The organism is Leucobacter sp. NPDC058333, from assembly GCF_042726155.1.
Lineage (GTDB): Bacteria > Actinomycetota > Actinomycetes > Actinomycetales > Microbacteriaceae > Leucobacter.
Genome location: NZ_JBHXHV010000001.1, coordinates 766,795 through 791,344 on the forward strand (window position 1 = coordinate 766,795; position 24,550 = coordinate 791,344).

At 64.5% G+C, this 24,550-nt stretch carries 22 protein-coding genes; 18 read left to right on the forward strand and 4 right to left on the reverse strand.

Annotation, left to right across the window (positions count from 1 at the left end; all coding sequences use genetic code 11):
- The first annotated feature begins 44 nt into the window (after positions 1-44).
- From ACFWHR_RS03460 to ACFWHR_RS03480, 5 genes are read left to right on the forward strand one after another with little or no spacing between them, the layout of a single operon-like run.
- Positions 45-1,037, forward strand: coding sequence for an AAA family ATPase (locus tag ACFWHR_RS03460; protein WP_382446873.1), 993 nt, complete (start codon positions 45-47; stop codon positions 1,035-1,037).
- Complete coding sequence (locus ACFWHR_RS03465) at positions 1,034-2,401, forward strand: DUF58 domain-containing protein (RefSeq protein WP_382446874.1); 1,368 nt, start codon at positions 1,034-1,036, stop codon at positions 2,399-2,401. The genes ACFWHR_RS03460 and ACFWHR_RS03465 overlap by 4 nt, the downstream gene beginning before the upstream one ends.
- The gene (locus tag ACFWHR_RS03470) at positions 2,398-4,923 is read left to right on the forward strand and encodes a DUF3488 domain-containing protein (RefSeq protein WP_382446875.1); all 2,526 of its coding nucleotides are present in this window, start codon (positions 2,398-2,400) and stop codon (positions 4,921-4,923) included. Before ACFWHR_RS03465 ends, ACFWHR_RS03470 begins: the two co-directional genes overlap by 4 nt.
- Positions 4,923-5,750 carry a PP2C family protein-serine/threonine phosphatase gene (locus tag ACFWHR_RS03475; protein WP_382446876.1) on the forward strand — a complete coding sequence of 276 codons (828 nt, stop codon included), beginning with the start codon at positions 4,923-4,925 and terminating at the stop codon, positions 5,748-5,750. The genes ACFWHR_RS03470 and ACFWHR_RS03475 overlap by 1 nt, the downstream gene beginning before the upstream one ends.
- Positions 5,747-6,568 (forward strand): hypothetical protein, encoded by an 822-nt coding sequence (locus tag ACFWHR_RS03480; protein WP_382446877.1) that lies wholly within the window; start codon positions 5,747-5,749, stop codon positions 6,566-6,568. The genes ACFWHR_RS03475 and ACFWHR_RS03480 overlap by 4 nt, the downstream gene beginning before the upstream one ends.
- 169 nt (positions 6,569-6,737) lie before the next feature.
- Here ACFWHR_RS03480 and ACFWHR_RS03485 read toward each other — a convergent pair whose 3' ends face one another.
- Genes ACFWHR_RS03485 through ACFWHR_RS03495 form a run of 3 tightly spaced genes read right to left on the reverse strand, consistent with a single transcriptional unit; the run spans position 6,738 to position 10,729 of the window.
- On the reverse strand, positions 6,738-8,015 hold the full coding sequence (locus ACFWHR_RS03485) for a S8 family serine peptidase (RefSeq protein WP_382446878.1): 1,278 nt from the start codon (positions 8,013-8,015) through the stop codon (positions 6,738-6,740).
- Positions 8,012-9,388, reverse strand: a complete 1,377-nt coding sequence (gene eccB, locus ACFWHR_RS03490; protein WP_382446879.1) for a type VII secretion protein EccB — start codon at positions 9,386-9,388, stop codon at positions 8,012-8,014. Before eccB ends, ACFWHR_RS03485 begins: the two co-directional genes overlap by 4 nt.
- Positions 9,389-9,391: 3 nt before the next feature.
- The gene (locus tag ACFWHR_RS03495; protein ID WP_382446880.1) at positions 9,392-10,729 is read right to left on the reverse strand and encodes an EsaB/YukD family protein; all 1,338 of its coding nucleotides are present in this window, start codon (positions 10,727-10,729) and stop codon (positions 9,392-9,394) included.
- A 142-nt stretch (positions 10,730-10,871) separates the two neighbouring features.
- Here ACFWHR_RS03495 and ACFWHR_RS03500 point away from each other — a divergent pair, with 142 nt between their 5' ends.
- From ACFWHR_RS03500 to ACFWHR_RS03515, 4 genes are all read left to right on the forward strand, one after another.
- Positions 10,872-12,203 (forward strand): hypothetical protein, encoded by a 1,332-nt coding sequence (locus ACFWHR_RS03500; RefSeq protein WP_382446881.1) that lies wholly within the window; start codon positions 10,872-10,874, stop codon positions 12,201-12,203.
- Positions 12,200-13,783 carry an FHA domain-containing protein gene (locus tag ACFWHR_RS03505; RefSeq protein WP_382446882.1) on the forward strand — a complete coding sequence of 528 codons (1,584 nt, stop codon included), beginning with the start codon at positions 12,200-12,202 and terminating at the stop codon, positions 13,781-13,783. The genes ACFWHR_RS03500 and ACFWHR_RS03505 overlap by 4 nt, the downstream gene beginning before the upstream one ends.
- Before the next feature lie 250 nt (positions 13,784-14,033).
- The gene (locus ACFWHR_RS03510; RefSeq protein ID WP_382446883.1) at positions 14,034-14,351 is read left to right on the forward strand and encodes a WXG100 family type VII secretion target; all 318 of its coding nucleotides are present in this window, start codon (positions 14,034-14,036) and stop codon (positions 14,349-14,351) included.
- Between the two features lie 37 nt (positions 14,352-14,388).
- Entirely contained in the window at positions 14,389-14,685 is a 297-nt protein-coding gene (locus tag ACFWHR_RS03515) for a WXG100 family type VII secretion target (RefSeq protein ID WP_382446884.1), read from the forward strand.
- Here ACFWHR_RS03515 and ACFWHR_RS03520 read toward each other — a convergent pair.
- Entirely contained in the window at positions 14,682-14,804 is a 123-nt protein-coding gene (locus ACFWHR_RS03520) for a hypothetical protein (protein ID WP_382446885.1), read from the reverse strand. The two genes, ACFWHR_RS03515 and ACFWHR_RS03520, sit on opposite strands and share 4 nt — an antisense overlap.
- 928 nt (positions 14,805-15,732) lie before the next feature.
- On the opposite strand from ACFWHR_RS03520, the gene ACFWHR_RS03525 reads away from it, so the two are divergent.
- From ACFWHR_RS03525 to ACFWHR_RS03565, 9 genes are all read left to right on the forward strand, one after another.
- Positions 15,733-15,858, forward strand: a complete 126-nt coding sequence (locus ACFWHR_RS03525; protein WP_382446886.1) for a hypothetical protein — start codon at positions 15,733-15,735, stop codon at positions 15,856-15,858.
- The gene (locus ACFWHR_RS03530) at positions 15,855-16,694 is read left to right on the forward strand and encodes a hypothetical protein (RefSeq protein WP_382446887.1); all 840 of its coding nucleotides are present in this window, start codon (positions 15,855-15,857) and stop codon (positions 16,692-16,694) included. Before ACFWHR_RS03525 ends, ACFWHR_RS03530 begins: the two co-directional genes overlap by 4 nt.
- A 31-nt stretch (positions 16,695-16,725) precedes the next feature.
- The gene (locus ACFWHR_RS03535; RefSeq protein ID WP_382446888.1) at positions 16,726-17,148 is read left to right on the forward strand and encodes a hypothetical protein; all 423 of its coding nucleotides are present in this window, start codon (positions 16,726-16,728) and stop codon (positions 17,146-17,148) included.
- A 31-nt stretch (positions 17,149-17,179) separates the two neighbouring features.
- Positions 17,180-17,560, forward strand: coding sequence for a hypothetical protein (locus ACFWHR_RS03540; RefSeq protein ID WP_382446889.1), 381 nt, complete (start codon positions 17,180-17,182; stop codon positions 17,558-17,560).
- A complete protein-coding gene (locus ACFWHR_RS03545) occupies positions 17,557-19,077 on the forward strand; it encodes a S8 family serine peptidase (RefSeq protein WP_382446890.1) in 1,521 nt (506 codons plus the stop codon). The genes ACFWHR_RS03540 and ACFWHR_RS03545 overlap by 4 nt, the downstream gene beginning before the upstream one ends.
- A 929-nt stretch (positions 19,078-20,006) precedes the next feature.
- The gene (locus ACFWHR_RS03550; protein WP_382446891.1) at positions 20,007-20,417 is read left to right on the forward strand and encodes a hypothetical protein; all 411 of its coding nucleotides are present in this window, start codon (positions 20,007-20,009) and stop codon (positions 20,415-20,417) included.
- A gap of 354 nt (positions 20,418-20,771) precedes the next feature.
- Entirely contained in the window at positions 20,772-22,292 is a 1,521-nt protein-coding gene (locus tag ACFWHR_RS03555) for a S8 family serine peptidase (protein ID WP_382446892.1), read from the forward strand.
- A gap of 92 nt (positions 22,293-22,384) precedes the next feature.
- Entirely contained in the window at positions 22,385-23,929 is a 1,545-nt protein-coding gene (locus ACFWHR_RS03560; protein ID WP_382446893.1) for a S8/S53 family peptidase, read from the forward strand.
- 5 nt (positions 23,930-23,934) lie between these two features.
- Positions 23,935-24,489 carry a hypothetical protein gene (locus tag ACFWHR_RS03565; RefSeq protein ID WP_382446894.1) on the forward strand — a complete coding sequence of 185 codons (555 nt, stop codon included), beginning with the start codon at positions 23,935-23,937 and terminating at the stop codon, positions 24,487-24,489.
- The last annotated feature ends 61 nt before the right edge of the window (positions 24,490-24,550 follow it).

The following is a 24,550-nucleotide window of genomic DNA, read 5'->3' on the forward strand; positions in this document are numbered from 1 at the left end:
CACACCGACTTGCCCCGCCGAACCAGCCCCGCCAAAGGAGCCGCATGACCACTCAGCCGCAGACCTCGTCCCACGCCATCACGCCCGATCAGGCGCAGTGGGTCGCGCAGCTGTTCTCGACAACGGCGGACGCCATTGAGCAGGCGATCCACGGCAAACGCCGCGTCGTCGAGCTCGTCATCGCGTGCGCCCTCGCGGGAGGCCACGTGCTGCTCGAAGACGTTCCGGGCACCGGCAAAACGGCACTGGCACGCGCCCTCGGCCAGGTGATCCAGGGCACCGCGTCGCGCGTGCAGTTCACCCCCGACCTGCTGCCCGGCGACATCACCGGCATCACGGTGTTTGATCAGCGCGTCAACGCCTTCGAGTTTCACCCGGGCCCGATCTTCGCGAACGTCGTGCTTGCCGACGAGATCAACCGCGCCAGCCCGAAGACCCAGTCGGCGCTGCTCGAGGTCATGGAGGAGGGGCGCGTTACCGTCGACGGCACCAGCCATGACGTCGGCAGCCCATTCCTCGTGATCGCGACGCAGAATCCCGTGGAACAGGCGGGCACTTACCGTCTGCCAGAGGCGCAGCTCGACCGGTTCATGGTGAAGACCTCGATCGGATACCCCGATCAGGCTGCCATGACCCGCATCCTGCAGGGCGATCGCTCGCACCAGCAGCCGCTCGCCCCGGTCATCAGCACCGGCATGGTGACGCAGGCACAAGACCTCATCAGCCGCGTGCACGTCAGCCCGCTCGTGGCCGACTACGCAGTACGCCTCGTCGAGGCCACGCGTCGCGCGAGCGAGGTGCGCCTCGGCGCGAGCGTGCGTGGCGCGCTCGCGCTCGTGCGCCTCGCGTCGGCCTGGGCGGCTGCGAGCGGCCGCCACTACGTCACTCCGGATGACGTGCGCGACCTCGCGATGCCGGTTCTCACCCACCGACTCATCCTCGAACCGGAGGCGGAGTTCGAGGGAGTCACGGCCGCGCAGATCCTCGGTCAGATTCTGCTCGATATCTCGGCGCCGCAGGAGAACGGCACCGCGTGAGTCTCGACACCTCGCGCGCCCCGGTTGCGAACACCGGGACGGGAACGCGTGGCGGCACCTCCACGCGGTTCGGCGACACAGTACAGGGCACGGGGCGCGTCAGCACGCGCCGCCGTCGCGCGGCGCGGCGTTGGTGGCGCCGAAATCGTCGCCGCGTGCGTCGCCAGTGGCGTCGCGTACGCGAGACGATCACGCCGACCGGCTATTTTGTGCTCGCCGTCGCGGTACTGTCAGTCCTTCTCGGAGCGACACTCGGCTGGATCGAAGCGTGGTTTGTAGCGATCGGCTTCGGCGTGCTGCTGCTCGTCGGCCTGCCGTTTTTGATCGGCTCACGCGCGTACCTCGTGCGCATCGCGGTCGACCGCTTGCGCGTCGTTGCGGGCGGCGAGGTCGCGTTGCGCGTCGAAGTGGAGAATTCGGGCGCGCGGCCGGCGCTGCCGGCGACCGCCGAGTTGCCAGTCGGTGAGGCGCTGCGCGAGATCCCGATCCCGTTCATCGGTCCGCGCGGTTCGGCCTCGGTGCCCATCGGGATTCCGGCGGTGTCGCGCGGTGTCATCGAGGTCGGTCCGCTGACGCTCGCGCGCCGCGACCCACTCGGTCTCGTGCGCCGCGAAATCACGTGGCGCGATCGCCACCTCGTGCACGTACACCCGCGCACCGTGTTGCTGCCGCAGGGTTCGGCCGGGCTCGTGCGTGACCTCGAGGGCGCTGCGAGTCGCCGTCTCACCGATTCAGACCTCTCGTTCCACGCGGTGCGCGAGTACGTGCGCGGCGACGCGATGCGTCACGTGCACTGGAAGTCGACCGCGAAGACCGGCAAGCTCATGGTGCGCCAGTACGAAGAGTCTCAGACGGCGCGCGCTGCGATCCTGTTCGATGCCGTCCGCGATGAGTACGCGAGCGATGACGAATTCGAGCTCGGTGTCAGCATCGCGGCTTCTCTCGGACTGCAGGCCGTGCGCGAGGGGCGTGAGCGATTCATCGCGTCGCAGTGGGCGCCGGGGCGGGTGCGGCCGAGCATTGACGGCGTCGAGGAGCTACCGTCGGACACCCCAGCGCAGTTGCTCGACGCGTGGGCCGAGCTTGAGCGGGCCGAAGATGCCCTGCCGATCGAGCGCCTGACCCGCAGCCTCGCTGAATCGCGGCGGCCGCTATCGATCGTCGCGGTGGTGACTGGATCGATTCCGGATCCGTCGCGGCTGCGCCGCGCCGCCGCTGCATTCTCCGACGACGTGCGCGTGCTCGTGGTGCGGGCCGAAGTGCTCGCGGAACCCGCCGCGCACCTCATCGATAACTGCACGATGTTCACGGTTGGCGCGATCGGCGACCTGCCGCAGTTGATGGTGCGGGGAGGCCTGTCGTGAGCGGCGCGCCACCGGCTCTGCGCCAACGCCCGCGCCAGTCGCGCCCGAAGCGCATTCCACGTCGCGGTCGCACGAGCACGAGCCCGGCCGTCATCATCGGTGCGGCGTTGCTCAGCGCGATCGCTGTCGCGGCCGGAGCGCTCTCGGCAATGCCGATCTACCGCACCCCCTGGGTGTGGCTCGTTGGCGGAGTTGCGTGGGCGGTTTCGTTCGGCATCGTCTGGCTGAGTCGGTACATGCGGTGGGGCATCGGGGCGGTCGCGCTGCTCATCGCTGCCTTCGTGGTCGCGGTTGTGCCCCTCGCCGTACCGAGCGCGCTGGGTACTGGGCCTGCCGGGCTCATCGGCGGGTTGATCGACGGTCTCGCTACGGTCTCACTCGGTTGGAAGCAACTGCTCACGCTGACGCTGCCCATTGGCACCTATCAGGCGGTGATGGTGCCCTGGCTGGTAGTCGCGATGGCCACCTCCGCCGCGATCACGGCGCTCGCGCTCCGCGGGGGGCGCGTCGCCCCATTCGCGGCCGTGCCCGCGCTCGCGCCCGTAGCGTTCGGCGTCATTTTTGGCGCTTCCGAGGTGAGCGCTCCCATGCAGCTCGGTCCGCTCACGGTCGAGGCTCCGCGCGAACTCGCGCTCTGGGGCGTCGTCTGCATCGTCGGCGCCGCGTGGGTCGCGTGGTCGTCGGGCATGGGACGGCGTGCTGCGCTTCGCCTGGGGCGTTCGACGCAGCCAGCCGAGGGTGCAGGGGGAGTGCGCCGCAACGCAGCGATACGCGGCATTACGGCAGCGCTCACCGTCGTCATTGCGCTCGGTATCGGGGCTGCCGTCGCGCCACTCGCGAGTGCCGACCGGCAGGTGCCCCGAGACCGGGTGGACCCGCAACTCATCGTCCGTGAACAGACGAGCCCTCTCGCGGGGTACCGCGCATCGAAGCGCGACGATACATACAGTGAACCGATGTTCTCGGTGCGGGCCGACGGGGTTCCGCCCGCGCGTCTGCGCATGGCCGTGCTCGACGGTTATGACGGCGTGGACTTCTTTGTGGACGAGGGTGCCGAGGGCCGCTTTACCCGTTTCCCGAGCGGAGAGCCAGTGCCCGAGCCCGTCGACGTGACCGTCGAGATCGACGAGGGCTACCGCGGCATTTGGTTGCCGCTCGCGCCGCCGCTTGCAGCGCCGCCCACGTTCGACGGCGCGCGATCCGGCGCCCTGGGTGACGCGTTCTACGTCAACCGAGAAAGCTGGGCGGCAATCGCGGTGCCGAGCGGGTCGGGTGTTCGCCCGGGCGATAGCTACACGGCCACGATGAACGGCGTCGACGACGAGGCGCCCGCGGGTGACCCGGTGCAGGAGTCCTCGCTGATCGATCTCGAGCGCATGCCGCAGCTCGACCTGTGGTTGCAGACTCAGAAGCTGCCTTCGACGATGGACGGGCTACTCGAGGCGATCCAGCGCCTGAGGGATCGTGGCTACCTCAGTCATTCGCTCACCGACGGCGAGGGCGAACGCGATTGGCTGAAGGCCGCGTCCGAGGAATACGGCACCAAGTTCATGCCGAGCTCGGGCGGACACTCGGTCGCGCGAATCGAGGCGCTGTTTACGCAGCTCAACGAGAAGGAGCGTGCCGCCGGAGCGAAGGCGAAAGACACGGCGCTCGTTGCCGGTATCGGCGATGACGAGCAGTTTGCGGCCGCCGCAGCGCTCATCGCGCGGGCGATGGGATTCGATTCCCGGGTCGTGCTGGGGGTGCGTCTAGGCGAGGGGGACGACGCCGGAGTGCCGGGGATCCCCGCCTGCACCGATGTGTGCACCGGCGAAAATCTCGCAGCTTGGATTGAAGTCCGCGGTGATGGCGGAGCGTGGGCAGCCGTCGATGCGAGCCCGCAGCTGGCGATTCCGCCGACGACGCTTGAGCGCGGCGAGCAGCTACCCGAGTTCCCGACCGTTCCCGAGGAACACGACGCAAGCCAGGCCGACCCGCCGTCGGGTACGAGCGGCGACTCTGGGGATCCGGCGGAGGCGCCAGAGCGCGACTCGTTCGCGGCACTCTGGCCGATTTTGCGAGCTGTCGGGCTGTCGCTACTCACGCTCGTGCTGCTCGCTCTGCCGCTGCTCTTTTTGCCCGTCGCGAAGCGAATGCGACGCAATCGCCGCCGCGCGGCGGTGGCCCCGGAGGAACGCGCACTCGGGGCATGGGATGAGCTGATCGACGGGTTCGCCGACACCGGGCGCGTCGCATCGGCGCAGTCGAGCAGGCGCGATGTGATGGAGCAATTGAGTGTGCCGTCGGGCACGTGGATCGCGTGGACAGTCGATCGCGCGGTGTACGCTCACGAGGGCATAGCTGACGCAGACGCCGAGCAGCTGTGGACGATGGTGGACGACGAGCTCGCGGCGCGGCGCGCCGAGCTTGGTTTTTGGGGGCGGCTGCGAGCGCGGTATTCACTTCGCTCGCTCCTGCCGAGGGTACGAAATCAACGGGTCAAGCGTCTGGTGAGACGCGTGACCGCAGGAGGACGATAATGCGAATCGGATTGGCCCCGGAGGTAAGCGCTGCGCTGCGCACTGACCCCGGCATGCTGCGGGAGGTGAACGAAGATGCGGCGCTGGCGGAGTACCCGAGCTACCTCGTCGCCGACGGGATGGGCGGGCACGAGGCCGGTGATGAGGCGAGCCGTGCGGCCATCGAGGCCTTCGCTTCGGTGATTCGCCCCGGCGAGGTATCGACGGTGCGAGATGTCGGGATCGCGCTCGAAGCCGCCCGCGAGGCCGTGGGCCGGGTGGCGGCGAACCGTGTGCGCGGTGCCGGCTGCACACTGACGGGGGCCGTGCTCGTGCAGCACGAAGACCAGGTGTGCTGGCTCGTGCTCAACGTTGGTGACTCTCGGGTCTATCTGCACCGAGGTGCTGAGCTGCACCAGGTCACTATCGACCACTCATTGCGGGACGAGATGATTGCCGGGGGTGCACACCTCGATGCCCTGCCCGGTCGCAACGTGATCACGCGGGCGCTCGGCTCCGCCGACACGACGGCCGACAGCTGGCTGCTCCCCGTCGAAGATGGATCGCGACTGCTCATCTGCTCGGACGGGCTCACGACCGAGGTCGAAGATCAAGAGCTGCGCGCCGCCCTCACCATGGGCGGTCAGCCCGAGGCGGTCGTCGAAGAGCTTGTGCAGCGCGCGAACGAGGCCGGAGGCCACGACAACATCACGGTGGTGGTGGTCGACGTGCTCTCAGGTGGGGCGGCCTGGCACGTCGGGGTAGATTCCGCGTCGGGATCGCTGGCGGAGAGCGCGAACGAAGAGGACCTCACGATCACCGCCACGGTGCCGAGGCGAGCGCGATGACTGATCCACGCGAGGAGGTGGGTACGTCCGGTGCTGGCTCGCCTGGTGCGGATGCGCCTGAGCCCATCGTTCCCGTGGATGAGACCATCGTCACTCCGCGGGTCGTGCCGGTTGATGAGACTGTGGTGACGCCGCGAGCTGCGCCGATTGATGAGACGATCGTGACGCCGCGCGCTGTGCCGGTTGACGAGACTGTGGTGACTCCGCGGGCTGTGCCTGCTGACGAGACTGTGGTGACTCCTGCGCCTGCGCCTGCGCCCGCTCCGGCTCCCGCGCCCGCGACGGCTCCGGCGCCCGTCTCCGTCGAGCACACCATCGTGACGCCCCGTCGACCGCGCGGAGCGGATACGGCGGCTGCACCGACACCGTCGACTCCAGCCACGCCGTTGGCACCGAATGCACCGTCGGGAATGTCCCGAAATCCGGCACCGCCGATTGCCGAACCCGCGCCACTTGAACTCCCACCCGAGATCGCGGCGCGCATGTTTAAGTCGCCATTGGACGCGAAGTACCGGGTCCCGGAAGCGCCGACTCCGGCCCCCGACCACGCGCTGCCGCGCCGCGGGGTGACCCCGGCGCTGCCGGTGCTGACCTCAACCCGATCGGGACGCAGAGCCGCGGAGTCGTCCGATACCGACTCACGATTCGGTGCACCCCCGGAATCTCGCCCGGCCGCGCCCGGTGCCGACCGTTCGAATTTGCGATCAACCGAGCGCGCCAACCGTCGCTTTGGGCGCGGCGCGATCGCCGGCTTCACCGCGAGTGTCGTGGTCGCGGTAGCGGGCCTCTGGCTGGTGGCCACGCTCGCCTTCGGCTAGTCTGCTGTGCCCGCCTGCACCGCCGCGCCCGCCTGCACCCGCCGAACCCCTCCCGCGTTGCCGAACCCCTCCCGAAATACGGCAATATCGATAGGGGTTCGGCAACATCAAAGGGGTTCGATGGTGTCGGGCGGCGGCCGGGTAGGCGGCCAGCGCCCACGCCCTACCGCTACCTCGTGCGACGGCGCAGCATGGTGCCGAGCCCGAAGAGCAGCACCAAACCAGCAGCGACTACCGCGAGCGCGGTCACGAACACCGCGTTGCCAGCCACGGAAGGCTGAGCAGTAACCGTCGTCGTGGAGGCTGAGAATGCCGCGTTGCTCGTGTCTGCGAAGGGGCTCGTCGGGCCGCGGGTCGTGGAGTCCGGGCGCAGGTCGAGCGCAGCTGCAGGGCGAATCACACCCCAACCGACGTTATCGTCGCGGGCGTCCGGATTCGAGCGTGCCGCTGTAGCCTCCAGACGATACGCCCACTTCTCGGGTCCCTCTTCTGGATACTTCTCGGCGAGCAGCGCAGCCGCACCCGAAACGTACGCCGTGGCGAAACTCGAAGACGCTGCCTCCGTTGAATATCGGCAATCGCCGCCACCGGTGGAGGCCGTCAGCACGTCCTGTCCCGGCGCAGCCACTTCGACGTGCGGCCCATGGATCGAGTCGTAGGTCGGCATGCCGTTCGTGTTCACCGCGCTTACGGCGAGCGCGCCCGGATAAGCGGCTGGGTAACGCGGAGTGTCTTCCTTGTTCTTGGTGGTTCCCCGATTGCCCGCACTTGCGACGATGAGCGTGCCCCGTTCGGTCGCGTAGGCCGTCGCCTCGCGCAGCGCTGGAGTGTCGATATCGTCGCTGATGGAAATATTGATGATCTTCGCACCACGGTCGGTGGCAGTGCGAATAGCCTTCGCTATGCGCTCCGCGTCTGGCCCAAATCCCGCCTTCGCGCTCTCGTCATCGGTGTCACGAAATACTCGCAGCGAGATGATCCGAGCATCCGGAGCAAGCCCGACAACGCCCGAAGTCTCGGACGGGCGGGCGGCGATGATGCCGGCGATCGCGGTGCCGTGCCCCGCCGGATCGCCGAGCCCATCGGGTCGCTCGCCGTCAGCAATCAGTGATTCGCTGCCTGACGCGAACGCGCCGGCCAATTGCGGGCGCGACACGTCGACGCCAGAGTCGATGATCGCGACAGTGACCCCTGCCCCGGTGGGCAACTTCGCGGTGCTGGACGCTGTTCCCGAGCCCGCGGTTGCCCCCACCCAGCCCATTTCTGCGAACGCCGTGGGGGGACCTGGCAGGCGAGCCATTACGCCGACACCGCACGCCTCCTCGGCGGCGGCCGCCCGCACGGGAGCGACGGCGTCGGGAATGGCGGCGAGCAGTCCAGTCGCAAAGGTCGCGGCGAGCGCGAGGGCGCTGAGGCGTCTCACGCGCGACCCGCCACGCTGGCTCACGAGGCCTCCGGCGTTGACCCTGCGGCTTCGGGCGTGAGCGCCGGGCCGGCGAGGAGAAGCTGGATCCAGGGAGCGGGAACGGTGTCCACGTCGTCCATCGTGTAACCCAGGCGCGCGGCACCCTCGGACGCCTCGCCCGGGAGCGCATACGCCGTGCCGCCGCCGTCAATCAGCGTGAGCACACCGGCGGAGCCGCCGCGCACCAGCGCACCGCCGTCTTTTGCGACGCGCACGTTCGATGGGGTATCAGTGGGCACTGCAGCGGTCGCTCCGCCATCAGCGGCCGTGGCACTGGTGGTTTCGTCAGCCGGTTCTTCGATTGCCGACCCTCCCGCGGCGAGCACGGTGCGCTGATCGCCCGCGCTGCCGGCAAGCGTCGCACAGGGCACAGCCGCATCGGCAACGGGCGTGAGCCGCTGCTGCGGCCAGTCGACTTCGCCAGCCGCGTCGGTCGTGGGAAGCTCGGCGATTTCAGCTGGGCTCATGTTGATTTCTTTGCCGAGTTCGCCCGAGCCGCTACCGAGTTGATACAGCTGGAATGCCAGGTCGCTCATGCGTGCGAGTGAACCGTCGGGGGTGAGTAGATAACGTTCGTTAGCGTCGCCGCCGGTGGGACGAATCACGGATCCGGCGCGCATGTCCACGTCGCTGATCATGTCGGTTCCGGTCACCTTCATGGGCGTGAGATCGGAGCCGCGTGCAAAGAGCGCAAGCCATTCGCCGCGAACTTTGACCGGTGCCATGGCATCAAGACCCATGGCGCGTAAAACGGGGGTGCGAGATTCTTCAGGAACTAGGTAGCTCATGCCGCCCGAGATCACGAACGTTTCGCCATCGCGCTCAACGACAATGCCACTGGACGTGGGCGCCGCCTTCATGCGACCGTCGCCGATCTGCACGGTGGTTGCATTGGATGTCGCGCAGGCCGCCCAGCCGGTGCCATCGAGGTGGCCAGCTTCTGGCAGCGTATCCGGGGCGCCCAAAATACCGACGGTGCCGCCGATAGGAATGCCCTCGAGCGCACCCTGCTTTACCGTCACGACCTTGAATTCGCCAGCGGGAATGGCCATGCGCGCGCTCACCGTATTGATGACCGGGTGCAGCTCGCCAGCGACGCTAATGTAGCGTGCCCCGGTGTCACTCGCGACGATCAGGCGATTGTTCTCCCACCCACTCGGCAGCTTCGGCTGGATCAGGCCGATGAACACACCCGCGAGGATCACCATCAGCGTGAGCGCGATACCCACGAATACGGCGCGCATCGGTTTGGCGGGTTCGAGTTCTTTGCCACCCGGAGCACCGCCCACGAAGGCGGAGAGGAGGCGGGCCTTGCTGAAATTCTGCGCCTCGAGCAGGTCTTTCTTCGTTGCCACGGGTTACGCGAGTCCAGCGGTGATCGCGCCGATTGGCAGCAGGAGGGCGAGCAGCAACACTTCAATGGTGTCGCCGAGGGTGGTGATGCGCATGCGGGCACGGGTGCTCAGCAGTGTGAGTCCCGAGACGGTGCCCGTTGCGATGAGCAGGGCTGCGAGCAGGATCGGCGCCTGGTCGCGGTGGGACAGGATCGTGGCGAGTCCGGCAACCGCGAGAATCGCGGTGCCCGCGGCCAGCAGCACGACCACCGACGTGCGGCGGGCTGACTGGCGGGACTGGAACATCAGTACGGCGCCGCAGCTCAGCGTGAGCACGGTTCCCATCCAGCTAGCGCTCGCGACGACCGGGGTGGCAGCGAGCACGGCGATTGCGAATGCAATGCGCAGCGATACGAGCAGGCGATGGCCCGCGTCGATGCGAGCGGCGACCCGCTCAGGATCGATGGGGGGCGGCGGATCAAACATCTCGGCCTCGGTCATCGGCGAGATTACCCGAATGCGCGTGCTGCTGAGCGTGAGCCAGGGGAGCGCCCCGGCGAGCAGGCCCGCGCACGCGACCATGATGGCGTATGGGCCGGTGGGATCGACGCCCGTGATGCCGACGATACCGGCCGGGATAGCGACGGCCAGCCCGAGCGCGATCGGCAGTAACAGGAGTTCGGTTGGCTTCGTTGCGATCAGCATGGCCGCACCGCCGCCGACCATGAGGCCCATTCCGGTCGCCGCGAGGGCAAACCCCCAAAGGGGCTGATCCTGCGCGATCAGATAGCCGGTGAGACCACCGAAGGTCGCTGCCGCGAGCCCGAATCCGAGCCCCGCCTCGTGCTGGCGAATGCGGCAGAGCGTTGCGGTGAGGGCGAGCAACACGAGGGTCCCCACGCCCGCAACAATGGCGGGCAAGTAGGTGGTCGCGGGTTGCAGAGCGAGCAGGATCGCGCTGAGCGCGACCAGCGTCAGGCTGACCGCGGTTGCCGTGCGAGCGGCATCCTCCGGTCGCCACGCGGTGTGGTGCGCCGAGGTCGCGTCGATCACCGCTTCGACAACATCGTCGTAGCGCCTGGGTACAGCGACCAGCTGCCCGCGCGTCAGGGTGAGAATCTCACCCTGATCGACGCCCTGCACGATGGCGCCGCGGGTCGGATCAAGCTCTGCGCCGTCGGCCCGCGTGAGTCGGTAGCCCCCGTGCAGCAACGTCGCGTCGAGCACGCCGAGTCCACGCGCGACCCCGGGAAGTACCTCGAGTAGAGGCAGTCGACCGGGAATCGCGAGGTCAACGCGACGGTCAGCGTGCACCACTGATAGGCGTACGACGGCGCTTGCGTCCGTTACTTCTGCACTCACGCACTGCCTCCCCGTGCGATTGATGGGCGTTCCCCAGGTTCCAGCAAGCATCCTACTGGGGATCGGTATCTCGTGTCGTCTTATTGGCGAGTATGTAGTTGCTGTGGGCGCGACGGGTCTCCGCGACGCTACACTGTGTGGCGTGAGTCAGCCTGCGCCGCGCCTGCGCCGGATCGCGCTCGATGCGGCGGGAGACCGGCACGATCTTGTCGTGCCGCAAAACGAGGCGCTCGCTGGCGCGCTCGCCGCCGTTGGCGTGCACCTCGCTGCCGGAGATCGCGTGCTTGACCCCGATGGCAATGTGGTCGACACGGGCACGAGCGTGCGCGATTTGCGCGAGGGCGGTCTGTACGCGGTCGCGGGGCCGCCGGTCGCTCAGGAAAGCAAGCGAGACGATCGCGAGCATTCGGGTCGCGTGAGTGCGCTTCCGTGGGCGCTCGCCGGATTCGGGTTTGCTGCGGCGCTGATCTCTACCGTCGTGCCATCGATGCGGTGGGTAACGGTGATCGTGATCGCGCTCGCGGCCGTCGTCGCCACTGTCGCCGGATCGGTTCGCCCGCGCGGCCGAAGCGTCGCACTGGCCGTGTCGCTGGGGCTCGCGGGGGTCGCCGCGGCAATAGCTGTACTCCCGAACGTCGACGGATCGCCGGGACTCGCGATCGCTGTTGGCGCGGCCGCCGCCGCGGTGCTCGCCGCGATGTTCGGTTTCGTGGCAATGGCACCGAGACTCCGCGCGAGTGCCACGCCACTCGTTGTTATCTCTGCCCTGTTCGCTGTCCTTGCTCTGCTGAGCCCGGCGTTCGGCTGGTCGCCCGCGCAGTTGCTGATCGTGGCCGGCGCTGCTGCCGCGGTCGGCGTGCGCGCGGCGCCCAGTCTGCTCGTGGGGGTCGACCCCGGCTATCACATCGACTACGGCCGTTTTATGGTGCTGCGTTGGACGGTGCGCGGCAGGGTGCCCGAGTTCATTGAGCGAGTCGATGAGCGGCGCGTGCGCGACGTCGTCGAAGCGTCAGAGGCAAGGCTCGAATCGACCGTGCTGACGCTCTCGGTCTTCGCAGCGGTGAGTATTCCCGCGGCTCTCGTGCCGCTGGCGAGCGGAGATCTCGTGCAGGTGATCGCTGGGTCGCTGTTCGTCGTGTGGATGGTCTTGGGATTGCTCCTGACCTCTCGGCGGATGGTGTCGCGCAAGCTGCGCACGCCACCTCGGGTTGCTGTGGTCGCGGGCCTGGCCATGTTGATCATCGGGCTCGCGCCCGCCGTGCCCGGCATCATCGGCACCCTGATCGCGGGCCTCGTTCTGGCCGCTGGCGTGATCGCGGCGGCCGTCATCATGCCACTGGCGCGCGGCGAGCGGTCGCTGGGGTGGTCGCGCACGGGCGATATCGTGGACAGCATCGCGGTCGCGTTCGTGCTCCCAACGGGGTTGCTCGCAGCCGGAACACTGAATCTATTGCAGGGGGTGCTGGCCGCATGAGCGAAACTCCACGAGGGCGTGCGCGCGGGCGCGCGCGGGCTCAGCAGGGTCAGCAGACGCAGCAGGGCATGCCGGGCAGGCCGCCGCTGCCGCAGACCACGCAGCCGCCGCTCGGTTCGCAACCGGCAATGCGCGGCGTGCAACCGCCGCCGGTACAGCGGGTGCAGCCCGGGTTTGTTGGGCAAGCTGGAGTTGCGCCTCAGGCTGCCCAGCAGCCTCGCCGCCAACGGCCGGCCCAGGCGCCACGGCCGCAGCAGGCACGACCTGCACGTCCGCCGCGGTCGCCGCGTGCAGCACCTCGACAGGCGGGCGAAGCTCGGGTGGCGGCAGCTCTCGCGCGATCCCGCGCTTGGGCGCGACCCGCTGGACTCGGGGCCAGACTCGGTGCGTACTCAATTGACGCAGCGGTCTGCATCGCGCTCGCGGTCTGTGCAGCGGTGCTAGCCAAGAGCGTGCTCATTGGTGTGCTCGTGCTCGTCGAGGTCGCCGTCATACTGCTTGTCATCGAGGCACGCACCGGCGCGACGGTCGGTAACTTGTTGCTGCGTCAGCGCACCGCGCGTGACGATGCCCCGTTCTCGCCCGGCGTCGGGCGAGGCGTCGTGCGCGGACTCGTGCAGGGCGCCGGGAGCCTCGTCGCACTCGTCGGCGGCTGGGTGGTCGTGGCGACGAGTGCCGCTGATCCGCTTCGCATGGGTCGCAGTTGGGCCGATCGCGCCGGTCGCACGCTCGTCGTGAAGGTTCCGACGCCAGCTGAGCGCGAGGCATGGACTCAGAACGCTGAGGCGTGGGCGCAGAGCTCCCCGCAGCAGTCCGCCGTCGACGGCGACTCGCCGGCTCCGGTGATCCAGACGCTCGGAGCCTCGCCGTCTGGCGCGTTCGGCGCATCGAATGCCGGATCGCCTGGCCAGCCCCAGCGGCAACAGCTTGGGCAGGCTCCCGTGCACCAGCTCGGCCAGTCGCCCGCTCAGGCACCCGCCGCCGCTGGCGTGCGCTCCGGCCAGATTCCCGTCGTTGCGCCGCAGGGCGCACCGCCGGTCGTGGGTGGCCCTGCGCCCGCTCAGCCCCAACCGGTGACCGCCCCGCGGCCGCCGTCGGCTCACCCGCAGGCCGCGGCTCAGCCGCCGGCGGCCGCTCCTCCGCTGGCTCCGGCGCACCACCCTGCATCGGCGATGCCGCCGGGAGTGGTTGCGGTCGACGCGCCCATCGCGGCCGCCCCGGCTCCGCGCGAGGTCGGCACGCTGCTGCTGCTGAGCTTCGACACCGGGCAGCGCGCGCAGTTGCGCGTCCCGACGATCGCCAACCTCGGGCGTCGCCCCGATGCGAGTGACCCCGAGGATCAGCTCGTGGTGGTCGACGATCCCGACGGTTCGGTCTCAAAGACCCACCTGCGCCTCGAATACCGCGGCGACAGCGTCTGGGTGACCGACCTCGGCTCAACGAACGGCTCAGAGATGGTCGACGACACCGGCGAAGCCAGTGCGCTGCCCCGTGGCGCCCGCATGCGCATCGACGACGGCGCCAGCGTGCGCATCGGCCAGCGCAGCTTCACCGTCGCGACAATCACGGGGGAGTTGTAGGGGCGCGGGGATCCCAGTTTAGGTATCTCGGGTCCCGGGAAGGCCCGCGCATGTGGCCCAAGTGAATCAATGGTGAATGTTCATCGTCTTTCCTGCCAATTTCATCGTGTTTTGTGTCACCAGTGCATCTGCTCTTGGCATCCGGGGTGATAATCGCGTACCTTCTGTAGTGGCGGTTCTGCTACCGGCGAACCGTGAAGATGCAGTGTGCTCCATTACGGGGCCGAATCGTTGAGAAGGAGGAGCCGATATGGCTCAGACCATTTCCGCCGAAGAAGGAGCCCTCCGCAAGGGGCAGCAGGCTGTCGCTGAGGCGAAGTCTGGCATTGACCAGCAGACCAAGAAGGTGCGCGGCGACATCGAGCAGCTCCGCGGTTACTGGAAGGGTGCCGCAGCAGGCGCCTTCACCCAGCTCATGACTCGTTGGGACGCCGAGACGGTGAAGCTCAACAACGTGCTCATCGACCTCGAGAACTCGCTTCGCAGCACTGAGCAGGATCAGGCAGCGACCGAGCAAGAGCACGAGCAGGCAATTTCGGGCCTCGGCGCGATGATGTCGGGCAACTAAGTACACACCGAACCAGATTCAAGGGGAACGAGAAAACATGAGCATGCAGTCAATGTCAGTGCAGACCGCACAGGTCAGCGCCCTTTCTGCCGAAATCCGTAACGGTGCCCAGGGCATCCGTGCCGAGATCGAGCGCCTCGAGTCCGAGGTTGGCAAGCTTCGCGCCGCTTGGAGTGGTGAAGCACAGGGATCCTACGATGTCGCACAGCGCAAGTGGACCCAGTCGCTGAACGAGCTCCAGTCGCTTCTCGAGCGCATCTCGAGCAGCACCGATCAGATCGCCCAGACGTACAACGCGAGTGACGCGCGTAACGCCGGGCGCTTCGCCGGCTAGTCCTCGACAATTACGAGGGCCGTCGACGCGTCAGCAGTGATGCGTCGCTTCGACGACCCCTCGTAGTCGATGGTCCGTGGATGATCGAAGAACGGAAAAACGGTGACGAGTAGTTGCATTAGTTACGATCCCCCGGCTCTTGAAGGGGCAATCGCCAACATCGTCGAGTGCGAAGATGCGCTCAAGCAAACTGTGGATTACGCGAAGCAGTATTGTTCGCTCGAAGGGGCGTTCGGTGTATTGCTCCAGCCACTTCAGCCCATTCACAATGGTGCACGCGACGCCGTGATGGACAATCTCCAGGCTCTCGGCGACACGCTCAGTGTTACGGCCCAGAGTGTTCGTGATGCGCTCGCCGACATGGAGGCGTGCGAACAACACGTCATCGAAATCTGCAAGTGTCACGAGGACGAGCTTGATACGTGCACCGATCCTCCAGGTGGGGGAGACGGTGGCGGTGGACCTTCCGGTGGCGGTGGTCCCTCAGGTGGAGGTGGGCCCTCGGGCGGCGGCGGCCCGTCTGGCGGTGGCGGCCCCTCGGGTGGTGGCGGCCCGTCTGGCGGTGGCGGCCCCTCAGGTGGCGGCGCGCCTGCGCCCGAGGTATCGACGCCCGAGGTGTCGGTCCCGCCAGAGCTTGAGGTTCCCGATCCAGACGGAGATCACGGTCCTGACGACACCGATCCGGCCGAGGAGCGTCCCGAGGGGCACCCCGAAGGTTGTCGCTGTGAAGCCTGCGACGCGTTCCATCCGGCCGGCTGTCACTGTGGCGTCTGCGAAGGGCACCCCGTCGGATGTCGCTGCGCCTCATGCGATTCCCACCCAGTGGGTTGCATGTGCGCTCCATGCGCGGGCGAAGACAGTCAAACGGGTTGCCCTCCTGAGTGCTCACGCTGCGGCAACGGTGAATCGCACGTACCCGACTGGGTACGTGACAACTTTTTCGACGGCCGTGAGCCGACTCCAGCGGAACTGGCGGAGCTCGAGGAGCTGTGGCAGAACCGAGATTCCATTCATATTGAGCGCGAGGGCGATCCTGAGATGAGACTCATGGACACCCCGAAAGCTGATCCTCTCCCATCCACGGGCGTGTGCTTTGACCTCGACGCCCTCATCACGGCGGCGTATTCAGATGCCCCCGAGTCCCGCATTGAACGCAGTGAGGTGAACGTATGAGCGCATATGCCCCGCCGCTTGGCGTCGATACGGTGCTCACACCGCCGACGCCCGCGAGCCAGCTCGAGCAGACCCTGTGGCGCGTCAAGAACCAGAGTGCATCCGGGCTTGGCATGATCGACACGGTCGTGAGCATGCTCGTGGGGTTCAGTCCTCTCGATGAGTGGGTGTACAAGCCATTCGTCGGTGACTGGCGCTCGATGGAGCTGGCGGCAGAGGCCTGGCCGAAGTGTGGTCAGGCCGTCGAACTGATCAACACGCGAGTTTCAACGTTCGGTGAGTTCGTTACCGACGACTGGGACGGCGAAGCAGCGTACGAATTTGGCAGGTGTCACGAGAAGCTCGGCCAGCTCCTCGACGGACTGCCGCAGCAGTGCGAACAGGCCGGACTCATGGACCAGCAGCTCGCGAATTTTGCGCGCGGCATTCTCGAGTTCATCAATGAAGTGATTTCTGGCATTGTTTCGTTCGGCCTGGATCTGTTGTCGCTCGCGGCGGTTCCGGGTGTGAACGCGATCAACGCCGGAAAGGTGCTGGCGATCGCGATTCCGATCATCATTGGATGGACCATCGACGTAGTCGATCTGTTCAACGAATTCCTAGGATTCATCGATGCTGTGATTGCGATTCACACCGGAATTGCGGGCCTGCTCGGCGGCGTACGCAGTGCGCTTTCGAACCTGACCGCTGCGGCCTCAGTTGGTCTTGCGATTTATGAAACTGTGACGTCGATTAAGGGCGGAGTGGATGACATCAGAACACTGACCGGCAGCGGCAATTCTGCGACGAACGTCGCTAGTGCTGCGGGCGGTTCGGGCTCAGGGCGTCGAGGATAACGATGAACATTCAGGTACAGGAGCTTCAGCGATGACCACAGACCCCGCGGAAGCGATTGCGCAGCTGCAGGCTGCCACAGTGCGGCTCAAGGAGCGGACTAGCGCATTGGCGGCAGCACGCGAGCAACGCGAAGCTGCCCGCAAAGCTGAGGATGTGAAAACCGCTGAGGCGCGTCGGCGAGGCGAGCAGGGCCGCGACTGGCAAGTGTTGCAGCAGCGCATTGATCTTGGCCAGACGAGTGAGTTTGCTGTAATCCAAGGCCTCGACACTTCGGTAGAGGCACGCGCCATCCGTAAGGCAATGGGACAAGCGCTCGGTCGATTTGCAGACGAAGCAGAAGCAGAACAAGAGGGACCGGCACCGATCCCACCAGAAATGGCAGAAGCGCAGCAGCGACTCGTCGATACGCTGCAGCGCCTGCGAGAATCAACACGAGCGAGTGGCCTGCAGTAATGGTCACGGGTGAATTCAGGGGAACGGAATTATGAGCGGTAAGAGGATTAGCCTCGTAGACGGATTCGAGGATCTGCTGGGGACCCTAAGGGCACTATCCGGCGAGTATCCGAGCCGCGGCGAGATGCGCAGCGTCAGTGGGCGTGCGGAAGGGGTCAGTGAAACTTACTACTCCGCCATGATTACGATCGGCGAACAGGTATTCAACGGCGTAAAAAGCTTGGACGATCGCCTTCAGAAGATTGAAGAGGCGATGACGGCTGCCGTTCGTGAACAAAAAGAAGTCGATGCAGTCGCGGCTGAAACTCTTAACTCGCTCCTGGCGGACTTGGAGTCAATGCGAGGCGAGGATGAAAATTCTGCGCCGAAGCAAAATGATGCCGGAATGGCGAGCAGGGATTGGCAACTATGAAACGCACGGCGTTAAGTGTAGGAGCAGTGATCGCACTTGTTCCTCTTTTCGCAGCGGGACCGACCATCGCAGTCGCCGATGCTTCACTCAGTAGCGAACAACGTGCTGAGGCAAGTTGGGCGTCTGAGCGATGGCTGCAAAGAGGCGAAGTTGAAGCTTCCGGGCTATCAGGCGAGGGTATCAAGATTGCGGTTATTGATGATGCGATCAATCTGAACGTCCCGGAATTAAGGGGCGCTGATGTCAAGGTACAGGGTACGACTTGTTTGGATCCAGAATCGGGAGAGCCGGCACAAGTTGAGTCGACTGACCCGGTGGTAGCGTCTCACGGAACAAATGTTGTCGCGACGATTGTGGGTAATGGGCATGCAGCCGATGGCGGAGCGGGCACGAAGGGCGTAGCTCAGGGGGCCGAAGTTCTTTTCTACGGTGTGGGTGATATAGACCGTGTGAAGAACTGCAAGCTTCAAGATCCGACGACACCGAAAGATGGAGTCGACCTCTCTACTGATGTTCAGCTTGGTCTGCACCCCGAGGTGAGAAATAATCCGCAGGGTCTTGGCGACGCAACTGCACTAGCCGCGAGGGCCGCTATTCGCGACGGGGCAGACATCGTTACCGTTTCGGTCGTGAGTGGAATTATCGAATGGCGTCAGGTGCTCGTGGAGGCGCAGCTAGCAGGCGTCGTCGTCGTCGCTGCAACTCCGAATCCCGGCGAGGATATTGATATTTTCGGCGGACCCGCCGATGTGAATGGGGCACTTCCGGTTTCGGCAATCAACCAAGCCGGTGAACTGCTTGATGATGAGTCCACTGGGGCGACCGTTGGTGGATCGCGGATGCTTGGAGTGGCAGCTCCGGGCGAGAACCTGCTCGGTGTGGGGTCTCAAGACAACTGGGGTCCATCTCAGATTAGCGGCACCTCCTTTGCGACTCCCCTCGTCGCTGGAGTGCTCGCACTCGGGATGGAAAAGTTCCCAGATGCTACTGGTTTTCAAATCATGCAGGCTCTCATCCATACCACTGGCAACGGAAAAGTCCATGACCCGCAATGGTCTGACCGATACTTTGGGTATGGCTATGCAAATCCGCAAGGACTTCTAAATAGTGATCCATCAAAGTTTCCCGATGAAAATCCCATGTTTGTAACGTCCCTCGACGACCCCCGCTGCAATTCTGAGGACGGTAAATCTGGATACGTTGATAGCGATGGTCTATGGGTATGTGAATGGTCTTCTGGCCCGTTTCCAGAGTATGTGACCGCGTACAGCGCGGTGACTTCCGGGAAAGCGCAGGTACTGGATTCAAGTAACAATTTGGTTGATTCTGTTTATAGCGGTGATGGGACTTCGCACAATAAAAGTGTTGATGCTTCGAACCATGTCACCGTATGGATCGTAGTCGGTGGAATCATCCTGATAATTGCTTTGACCCTGATTGTGATTTTCATAGCGTCTCGGTCGACGAAGCGCATTACGAAGAAGCAAAGCGACGCAAAGCGAGGAGTTCAGCAATGAGTGACGCAGAAGGCGAGCTTGAGCGGCTCGCATCAGGTGTGGCATGGCGGATCGACAACGTTCCGTGGATGAAGTCGGCTTTGCGGGCAAATCGAGACAAAGTTGTGAAGGTTCGCGATGCGATTCGAAATGGCGATTGGGAGAGTCATTCGGCAGACGTCGCCGAGGCTCACTTGTCTGCCCTTGATGCCACACTGCTAAATGCGCAAAACTGGCTGGACCACTTGGAAAATCTCCCCACGGAGCACGCCCAGCTGATTCAGGAGCGGGCGCAAAAGGAGCTTGAGAACTTGCCAATGGGTGGGCTTCCGACAGCAGTCCGCGATGCGATTGACAAGGGACAGCCCGAAGCGTTGACTCCATATGGTCTGATTGCAGTTGGGACCGGCCCGATTGGCGCTGCAATTGCGAGTGAGTTTTTCGAGAGCAAGCGACGTGAGGCCGCCATCGCTGCTCTTGCTCGAATTGAAGCAAGCGTTGACATCCATAGGAAGGAACTCATCGCGGCAGGGAGGCGCTTCGATGAAGTTGAGCCTACGATCCCGCCTCCGCCGCCACCCGAGCCTCCGCGTCCAGATGGTGACGGCTCCGACGGCCTCGATTCCAATTTCGGCGGCTCAGGGCCGAGCGGCGGAACGCCGGGAGGGGGTTCTCCAAATGTTGGTGCGCCGGGCGGCGGGGCTGGTGGCGGTATTGGAGGGCCGGACGTTCCGGGCCCTTCGGTAACCCACGATCCTCCCGGGACTCAAGATCCCAACGTCGTAGGGGACCCCGGTACACGGGACCCCAACTGGCCTAATGATCCTCCCTACGACCCGAATCGTCCGGACGGGCCCGGAAGTAACAGCGGCGTTGATCCCGAGTGGAATGATCCGGGTCGTCGTCCGAGCGTCGACAGCAACCTGGACGGGTCGACGCTTCGTAGCGGTTTGGGTGCGGCCGGGCTTGGCGCTGCCGGTCTTGCCGCTGGCGCGAAGCTTGCGGGTGCTGGCGGCAGTGGCAGTGGCCTAGGGCTCGGCGGTGCTGGACAAGGCGTATTTGGTGTCGGAGGAGCTGGCGGGGCTGGCGGTGCTGGGCTCGGCGGGTCTGGTGGCTTGCGAGGTGCTGCGTCAGCTGCGCCGAGTGGGAGCGGATCCGCAGCCGGTTCATCGAACTCTTCTGGTGGTGCCCGCGGCGGGCGTCCCGGCGGAATGATGGGCGGTGGCGGTGGTGGCGGCGGTACCGAGAAGAAGTCTGCTCGCTCCGGACTCGGATACATCGCCCCCAAGCTCGAGGACGAGGGTGATGGCGGCCCGGCCGCTCGCGCGTCGCGCGCAGGCGGACGTGTGCCTGAAGAGTAGTCATCAATTCGGAGTGGGGGCTCCGAACTAGCAGTGCGGATGGCGGTGAAGCGTGAGAACGCGACACCGCCATCTCCATATACAAACGACTCCCTCCCGACGTGAGAGGGAGAGCAACGACCGGAAAGTGGTGCCCACCCGATGAGACACGTGTTGCGAAGCACCTCTGTTGTTTCCTGTGTGTCTTTGATTTTTAGGATGGCCACGGGCGAATTCAATGGCACAGAATTATGGGCGGAAGTTGCATGAGCTTCGTGGAGGATCTTGAGGAACTTCCGTGGAAACGCGAGATGGTTGCTGGTGGCAATTCGAACGAACGGGAAATGACAGACCGCACTGGAAGGCCTGAATGATATGAAGACGAAACGGAATTTGATTCTCGCGGCGCTCCTCACTCTCACGTCTTTGAGCGTGTCCGCTTCTGCCGGTGCAGTCCCGCTGAAACTCGAGGAGTCCCGAGACGGGCTCTGGTACACCGAATGGCTTAATTACGATGGCCTCGCGGCGAATGGGGCGACGGGAGAGGGAGTCAAAATTGCTGTCATCGACAGGGCCGTCGATACGACCGTCCCTGAGTTGGAGGGTGCAAACGTTGAAGTAAAGGGCAGCGTCTGCGCTGATCCTGACACGAAGAAAGCAAAGGAAGTTGAGTCCAGTGATCCTAGTCTGTCCTCTCACGGGACTAATTCTGTCGCAATGATTGTCGGCAATGGTGAGGCTGAAGACGGAAAACCGGGTGCGCGCGGTATTGCGCCGAGAGCAGAGGTGTGGTTCTACGGCGTGGGGGACATTGATGACGCCGGGTCAGATTGTTTGCGGCAAGACCCAACGGTGCCTGTCGGTGGGGTTGACCTATCAAATGACATTGCTTTAGGTACAGGTACGCGGGTGAAGTCGAATGCCGATGGGCACGGGGAGCCGACGTCGCTCGCAGCCCGAGTCGCAATCCGCGATGGAGCCGACATTGTCTCAATTTCCTTTATGGGCGGGGCCAGCGATTGGGACCAAGTGCTCATTGAGGCGCAGATGGCGGGGGTCATCGTGGTCTCTTCAACGGACAATCCAGATAGTGATCAAATGATCGTCGGAGGACCGTGGGAGACCAATGGCGCGGTTCCGGTTGCTTCGGTCGACAGCAATGGCGATCCTTTTGAGAGTCCCAGTTCGGGCGAATCTGGCTTGGGCTCTCCCATGCTCGCATTCGCAGCGCCGGGAGTCGGGCTACTTGGAGTGGGAAATAAGGACACTTGGGGTCCTGAGCTCATTACTGGAACGTCGTACGCGACGCCAATCGTGGCTGGCGCTCTCGCCCTGGGGATCCAAAAGCACCCGAACGCCTCGCGTTTCCAGGTCTTGCAAGCCCTAATTAGAACTACAGACGATGGCGTCCTTCGTGAACCCGAGTGGTTTGGCACGCAGTTTGGCTATGGGTACGTAAATCCGACTGGAATGCTCGAAGTGGACCCTAGTCAGTTCCCCGATGTAAATCCGCAATTTGTTACTGACATTAAGGACTCCCGTTGCAAGCTTTCGGACGGAAGCGCGGGGACGATTGACGACAGCGGAACGTGGCAGTGCGGTTGGTCTAGCGGCCCGTTTCCACCGCAGCTGGAATCATACGAAAAAGTTGTAAAGGACGGTGCGCCTGTCCTTAATGACGTCGATGAACTTGTCGCGTCACCGTACTCGGAAGCGTCACCAACGGACGGAGTAGTCAGCTCGCCGTCTGTTGGGATGGTCATTGGAATCGGGAGCGCCATGTTGCTTATCATCGCTGCTGGTGTGGCAGTTCCACTAATAATTTGGGGAAACCGGAAGCGAAGTAGACGTGTTGCAGCCGGGTCCAATAGTGGAGGCGGCATTAGCCATGAGTAAAGCCAAGAACGCGAGGCCGCGGTCTCCATCTACGAATCACGCTCTCCTCTGCACGCTAAGGAATTCAACGATCGGAAAGCGGTGGCTGTCCCGTGAAGCACCTGTTGCGAACTCTGACCGCTGCCGCGTGTGCTGCCGCAATCTTGGGGAGTGGGGCCGCAGCTGCGGTGGCTGCGCCTTTGCCGCCTGATCAGCGTGCTGCGGGGTTGTGGCACGCTGACATGTGGGACCTGGATGCATTGCAGGCGTCTGGTGCGACGGGTGAGGGCGTGAAGATCGCCGTCATTGATACGTTCATTAACCCTGATGTTCCCGAGTTGCAGGGTGCGAATGTGAAGGTACGTGGCACGACGTGTGTGGATCCGGCTACTGGTGAGCCGAAGGAGATTGTGTCGGATGATCCGGCGCTTGCCGCTCATGGTACGAACGTCGTGTCAATGCTTGTCGGCAACGGCAAAGCCGGAGACGGCGGTGCGGGTGCGCGGGGAATAGCGCCGAAGGCCGAGGTCTGGTTCTACGGTGTTGGAGACCTGGATAAGACGGATAGAGACAATTGCACGTTGCAGGATCCGACGTTGGAGCCGGGAGGGATCGACCTTGTACGCGACATCAGCTGGAGCGGCGAGTCGGTGCTTCCCAACCCTGATGGTCTTGGTGATGCCACGGCTTTGGCGGCTCGTGCGGCGATTCGTGATGGTGCGGACGTAGTGTCGGTGTCAGTGTTAAGCGGCGGCGGAACTTACTGGTCACAAGTCGTGTTTGAAGGACTCGTGCATGAGGTTCCGATTGTAGCTGGCGCTGTGAATCCCGATACGGGGTTCAGCCTCGTAGGTGGCCCATGGGCCCTGAACGGTGTGTTTTCGGTGACAGCAATCGACGATGCAGGTGAGATTCTGAAGAGTTCGAAAACCGGTGATAAAGTTCGCGCTGGAGAGAATCTGGCGTTTGCGGCTCCTGGATCCGGATTGCTGGGGGCGGGTTCACCCGATGGGTGGGGACCGAGCATGATTTATGGCACGTCATATGCGACGCCCTTGACTGCTGGTGCTGCAGCGTTGGGGTTCCAGAAGTATCCGGATGCGTCCCGGTTCCAGGTGATGCAGGCGATGATGCGCACCACTGGTGCGGGTGATCCACACGAAATCGAATGGGCCGATGACGGTTTAGGGGCGGGGTACCTGAACCCGTCGGCGATGCTGGCAGTTGATCCCTCGCAATTCCCAGACACGAACCCTCAGTGGGTGACCAGCGTTGATGACCAGCGATGCGTTTACCCGGACTCGGGGAAAGCCGGAAATGTGGAGGAAGACGGCCTCTGGTCCTGCTCGTGGGCGGTAGACCCGTTTCCGCCGGATTACGACGCCTATAAGGCAGTATATGTCGGAGGCGCGCCGGTCGAATTTGCGGAAGTTAAAGAAGAAACCCCATATTCGAAAGAGTCTGTTAGAACGGATGAACAATTGAGCGAGGACCGCGCCAGTGGTGTGGGTTTCACCCCGTTGACATTCACGCTAATCGCCGGCGGAGGCCTGGTCCTGCTCGCCGGCATTGCCGCCGCGATCGTTATTCCTGTCATGAATTCTCGGAAGCAGCGGGCACCGCGCTCACCCCAAGCTCAACACCCCGAAAACCACTGACCCCCATGTACACAGGAACTCACACGTACCCTCAGCAGAGCCCGACGCCGTGGCGGATGTTGTTTTGGGGGATCAATGGCGGCATTGTGCTGATCTTGGGGCTGCGGTCGATCATGGCACTGTGGTTGGATCGTTCGTGGCTAGTGTTCGTGGTGTTCGTCGCGATCTTGGTGATCGCCAACGCCGTTCTCGTGCCGTTGCTGGTGACGAAACTGCGTAAGAAGATCGTCATTGATTTCGACCGTGGAACCATCGGGTCTGAACGTACCGGACCGTTTTTGCCGGCCGAGTTCGTCATGATCGTGGACAACTTTCGTACGTGGCCCCAAGCCGCGCACTCCCTCGAATTTCAGTTCCAGCGCGGTGCCGTCGGCATCGAGGCGGGCGCCTTTACCCAGTCGCCACTGCTGCGGCAGCGCAACGAGGCCATGATCGCGTATATGACCACCTGGCTCAATGCGCCGCAACAGCACCGCTCGGTCCTCGGCCCCGGAGGGCCCGGCATCACACGATATGCGGTCGGAAAAGACGAAGCGACGCAGATCTTGTGCCTACCCTGATCCCGCGCGTCGCCAACCAGAGTCACCAACCAGAGTCACCAATCAGCGCCGCCAAGCACAG

What these genes read in the sequence shown, in the direction of transcription:
- ACFWHR_RS03535 (WP_382446888.1), top strand. Translation starts at nt 16,726, where the DNA reads ATGACCACAGACCCCGCGGAAGCGATTGCGCAGCTGCAGGCTGCCACA.
- ACFWHR_RS03525 (WP_382446886.1), top strand. Translation starts at nt 15,733, where the DNA reads ATGGACACCCCGAAAGCTGATCCTCTCCCATCCACGGGCGTGTGCTTT.
- ACFWHR_RS03475 (WP_382446876.1), top strand. Translation starts at nt 4,923, where the DNA reads ATGCGAATCGGATTGGCCCCGGAGGTAAGCGCTGCGCTGCGCACTGAC.
- ACFWHR_RS03510 (WP_382446883.1), top strand. Translation starts at nt 14,034, where the DNA reads ATGGCTCAGACCATTTCCGCCGAAGAAGGAGCCCTCCGCAAGGGGCAG.
- ACFWHR_RS03530 (WP_382446887.1), top strand. Translation starts at nt 15,855, where the DNA reads ATGAGCGCATATGCCCCGCCGCTTGGCGTCGATACGGTGCTCACACCG.
- ACFWHR_RS03555 (WP_382446892.1), top strand. Translation starts at nt 20,772, where the DNA reads ATGAAGACGAAACGGAATTTGATTCTCGCGGCGCTCCTCACTCTCACG.
- ACFWHR_RS03545 (WP_382446890.1), top strand. Translation starts at nt 17,557, where the DNA reads ATGAAACGCACGGCGTTAAGTGTAGGAGCAGTGATCGCACTTGTTCCT.
- ACFWHR_RS03520 (WP_382446885.1), bottom strand. Translation starts at nt 14,804, where the DNA reads ATGCAACTACTCGTCACCGTTTTTCCGTTCTTCGATCATCCACGGACC.
- ACFWHR_RS03540 (WP_382446889.1), top strand. Translation starts at nt 17,180, where the DNA reads ATGAGCGGTAAGAGGATTAGCCTCGTAGACGGATTCGAGGATCTGCTG.
- ACFWHR_RS03480 (WP_382446877.1), top strand. Translation starts at nt 5,747, where the DNA reads ATGACTGATCCACGCGAGGAGGTGGGTACGTCCGGTGCTGGCTCGCCT.
- ACFWHR_RS03505 (WP_382446882.1), top strand. Translation starts at nt 12,200, where the DNA reads ATGAGCGAAACTCCACGAGGGCGTGCGCGCGGGCGCGCGCGGGCTCAG.
- ACFWHR_RS03565 (WP_382446894.1), top strand. Translation starts at nt 23,935, where the DNA reads ATGTACACAGGAACTCACACGTACCCTCAGCAGAGCCCGACGCCGTGG.
- ACFWHR_RS03460 (WP_382446873.1), top strand. Translation starts at nt 45, where the DNA reads ATGACCACTCAGCCGCAGACCTCGTCCCACGCCATCACGCCCGATCAG.
- ACFWHR_RS03515 (WP_382446884.1), top strand. Translation starts at nt 14,389, where the DNA reads ATGAGCATGCAGTCAATGTCAGTGCAGACCGCACAGGTCAGCGCCCTT.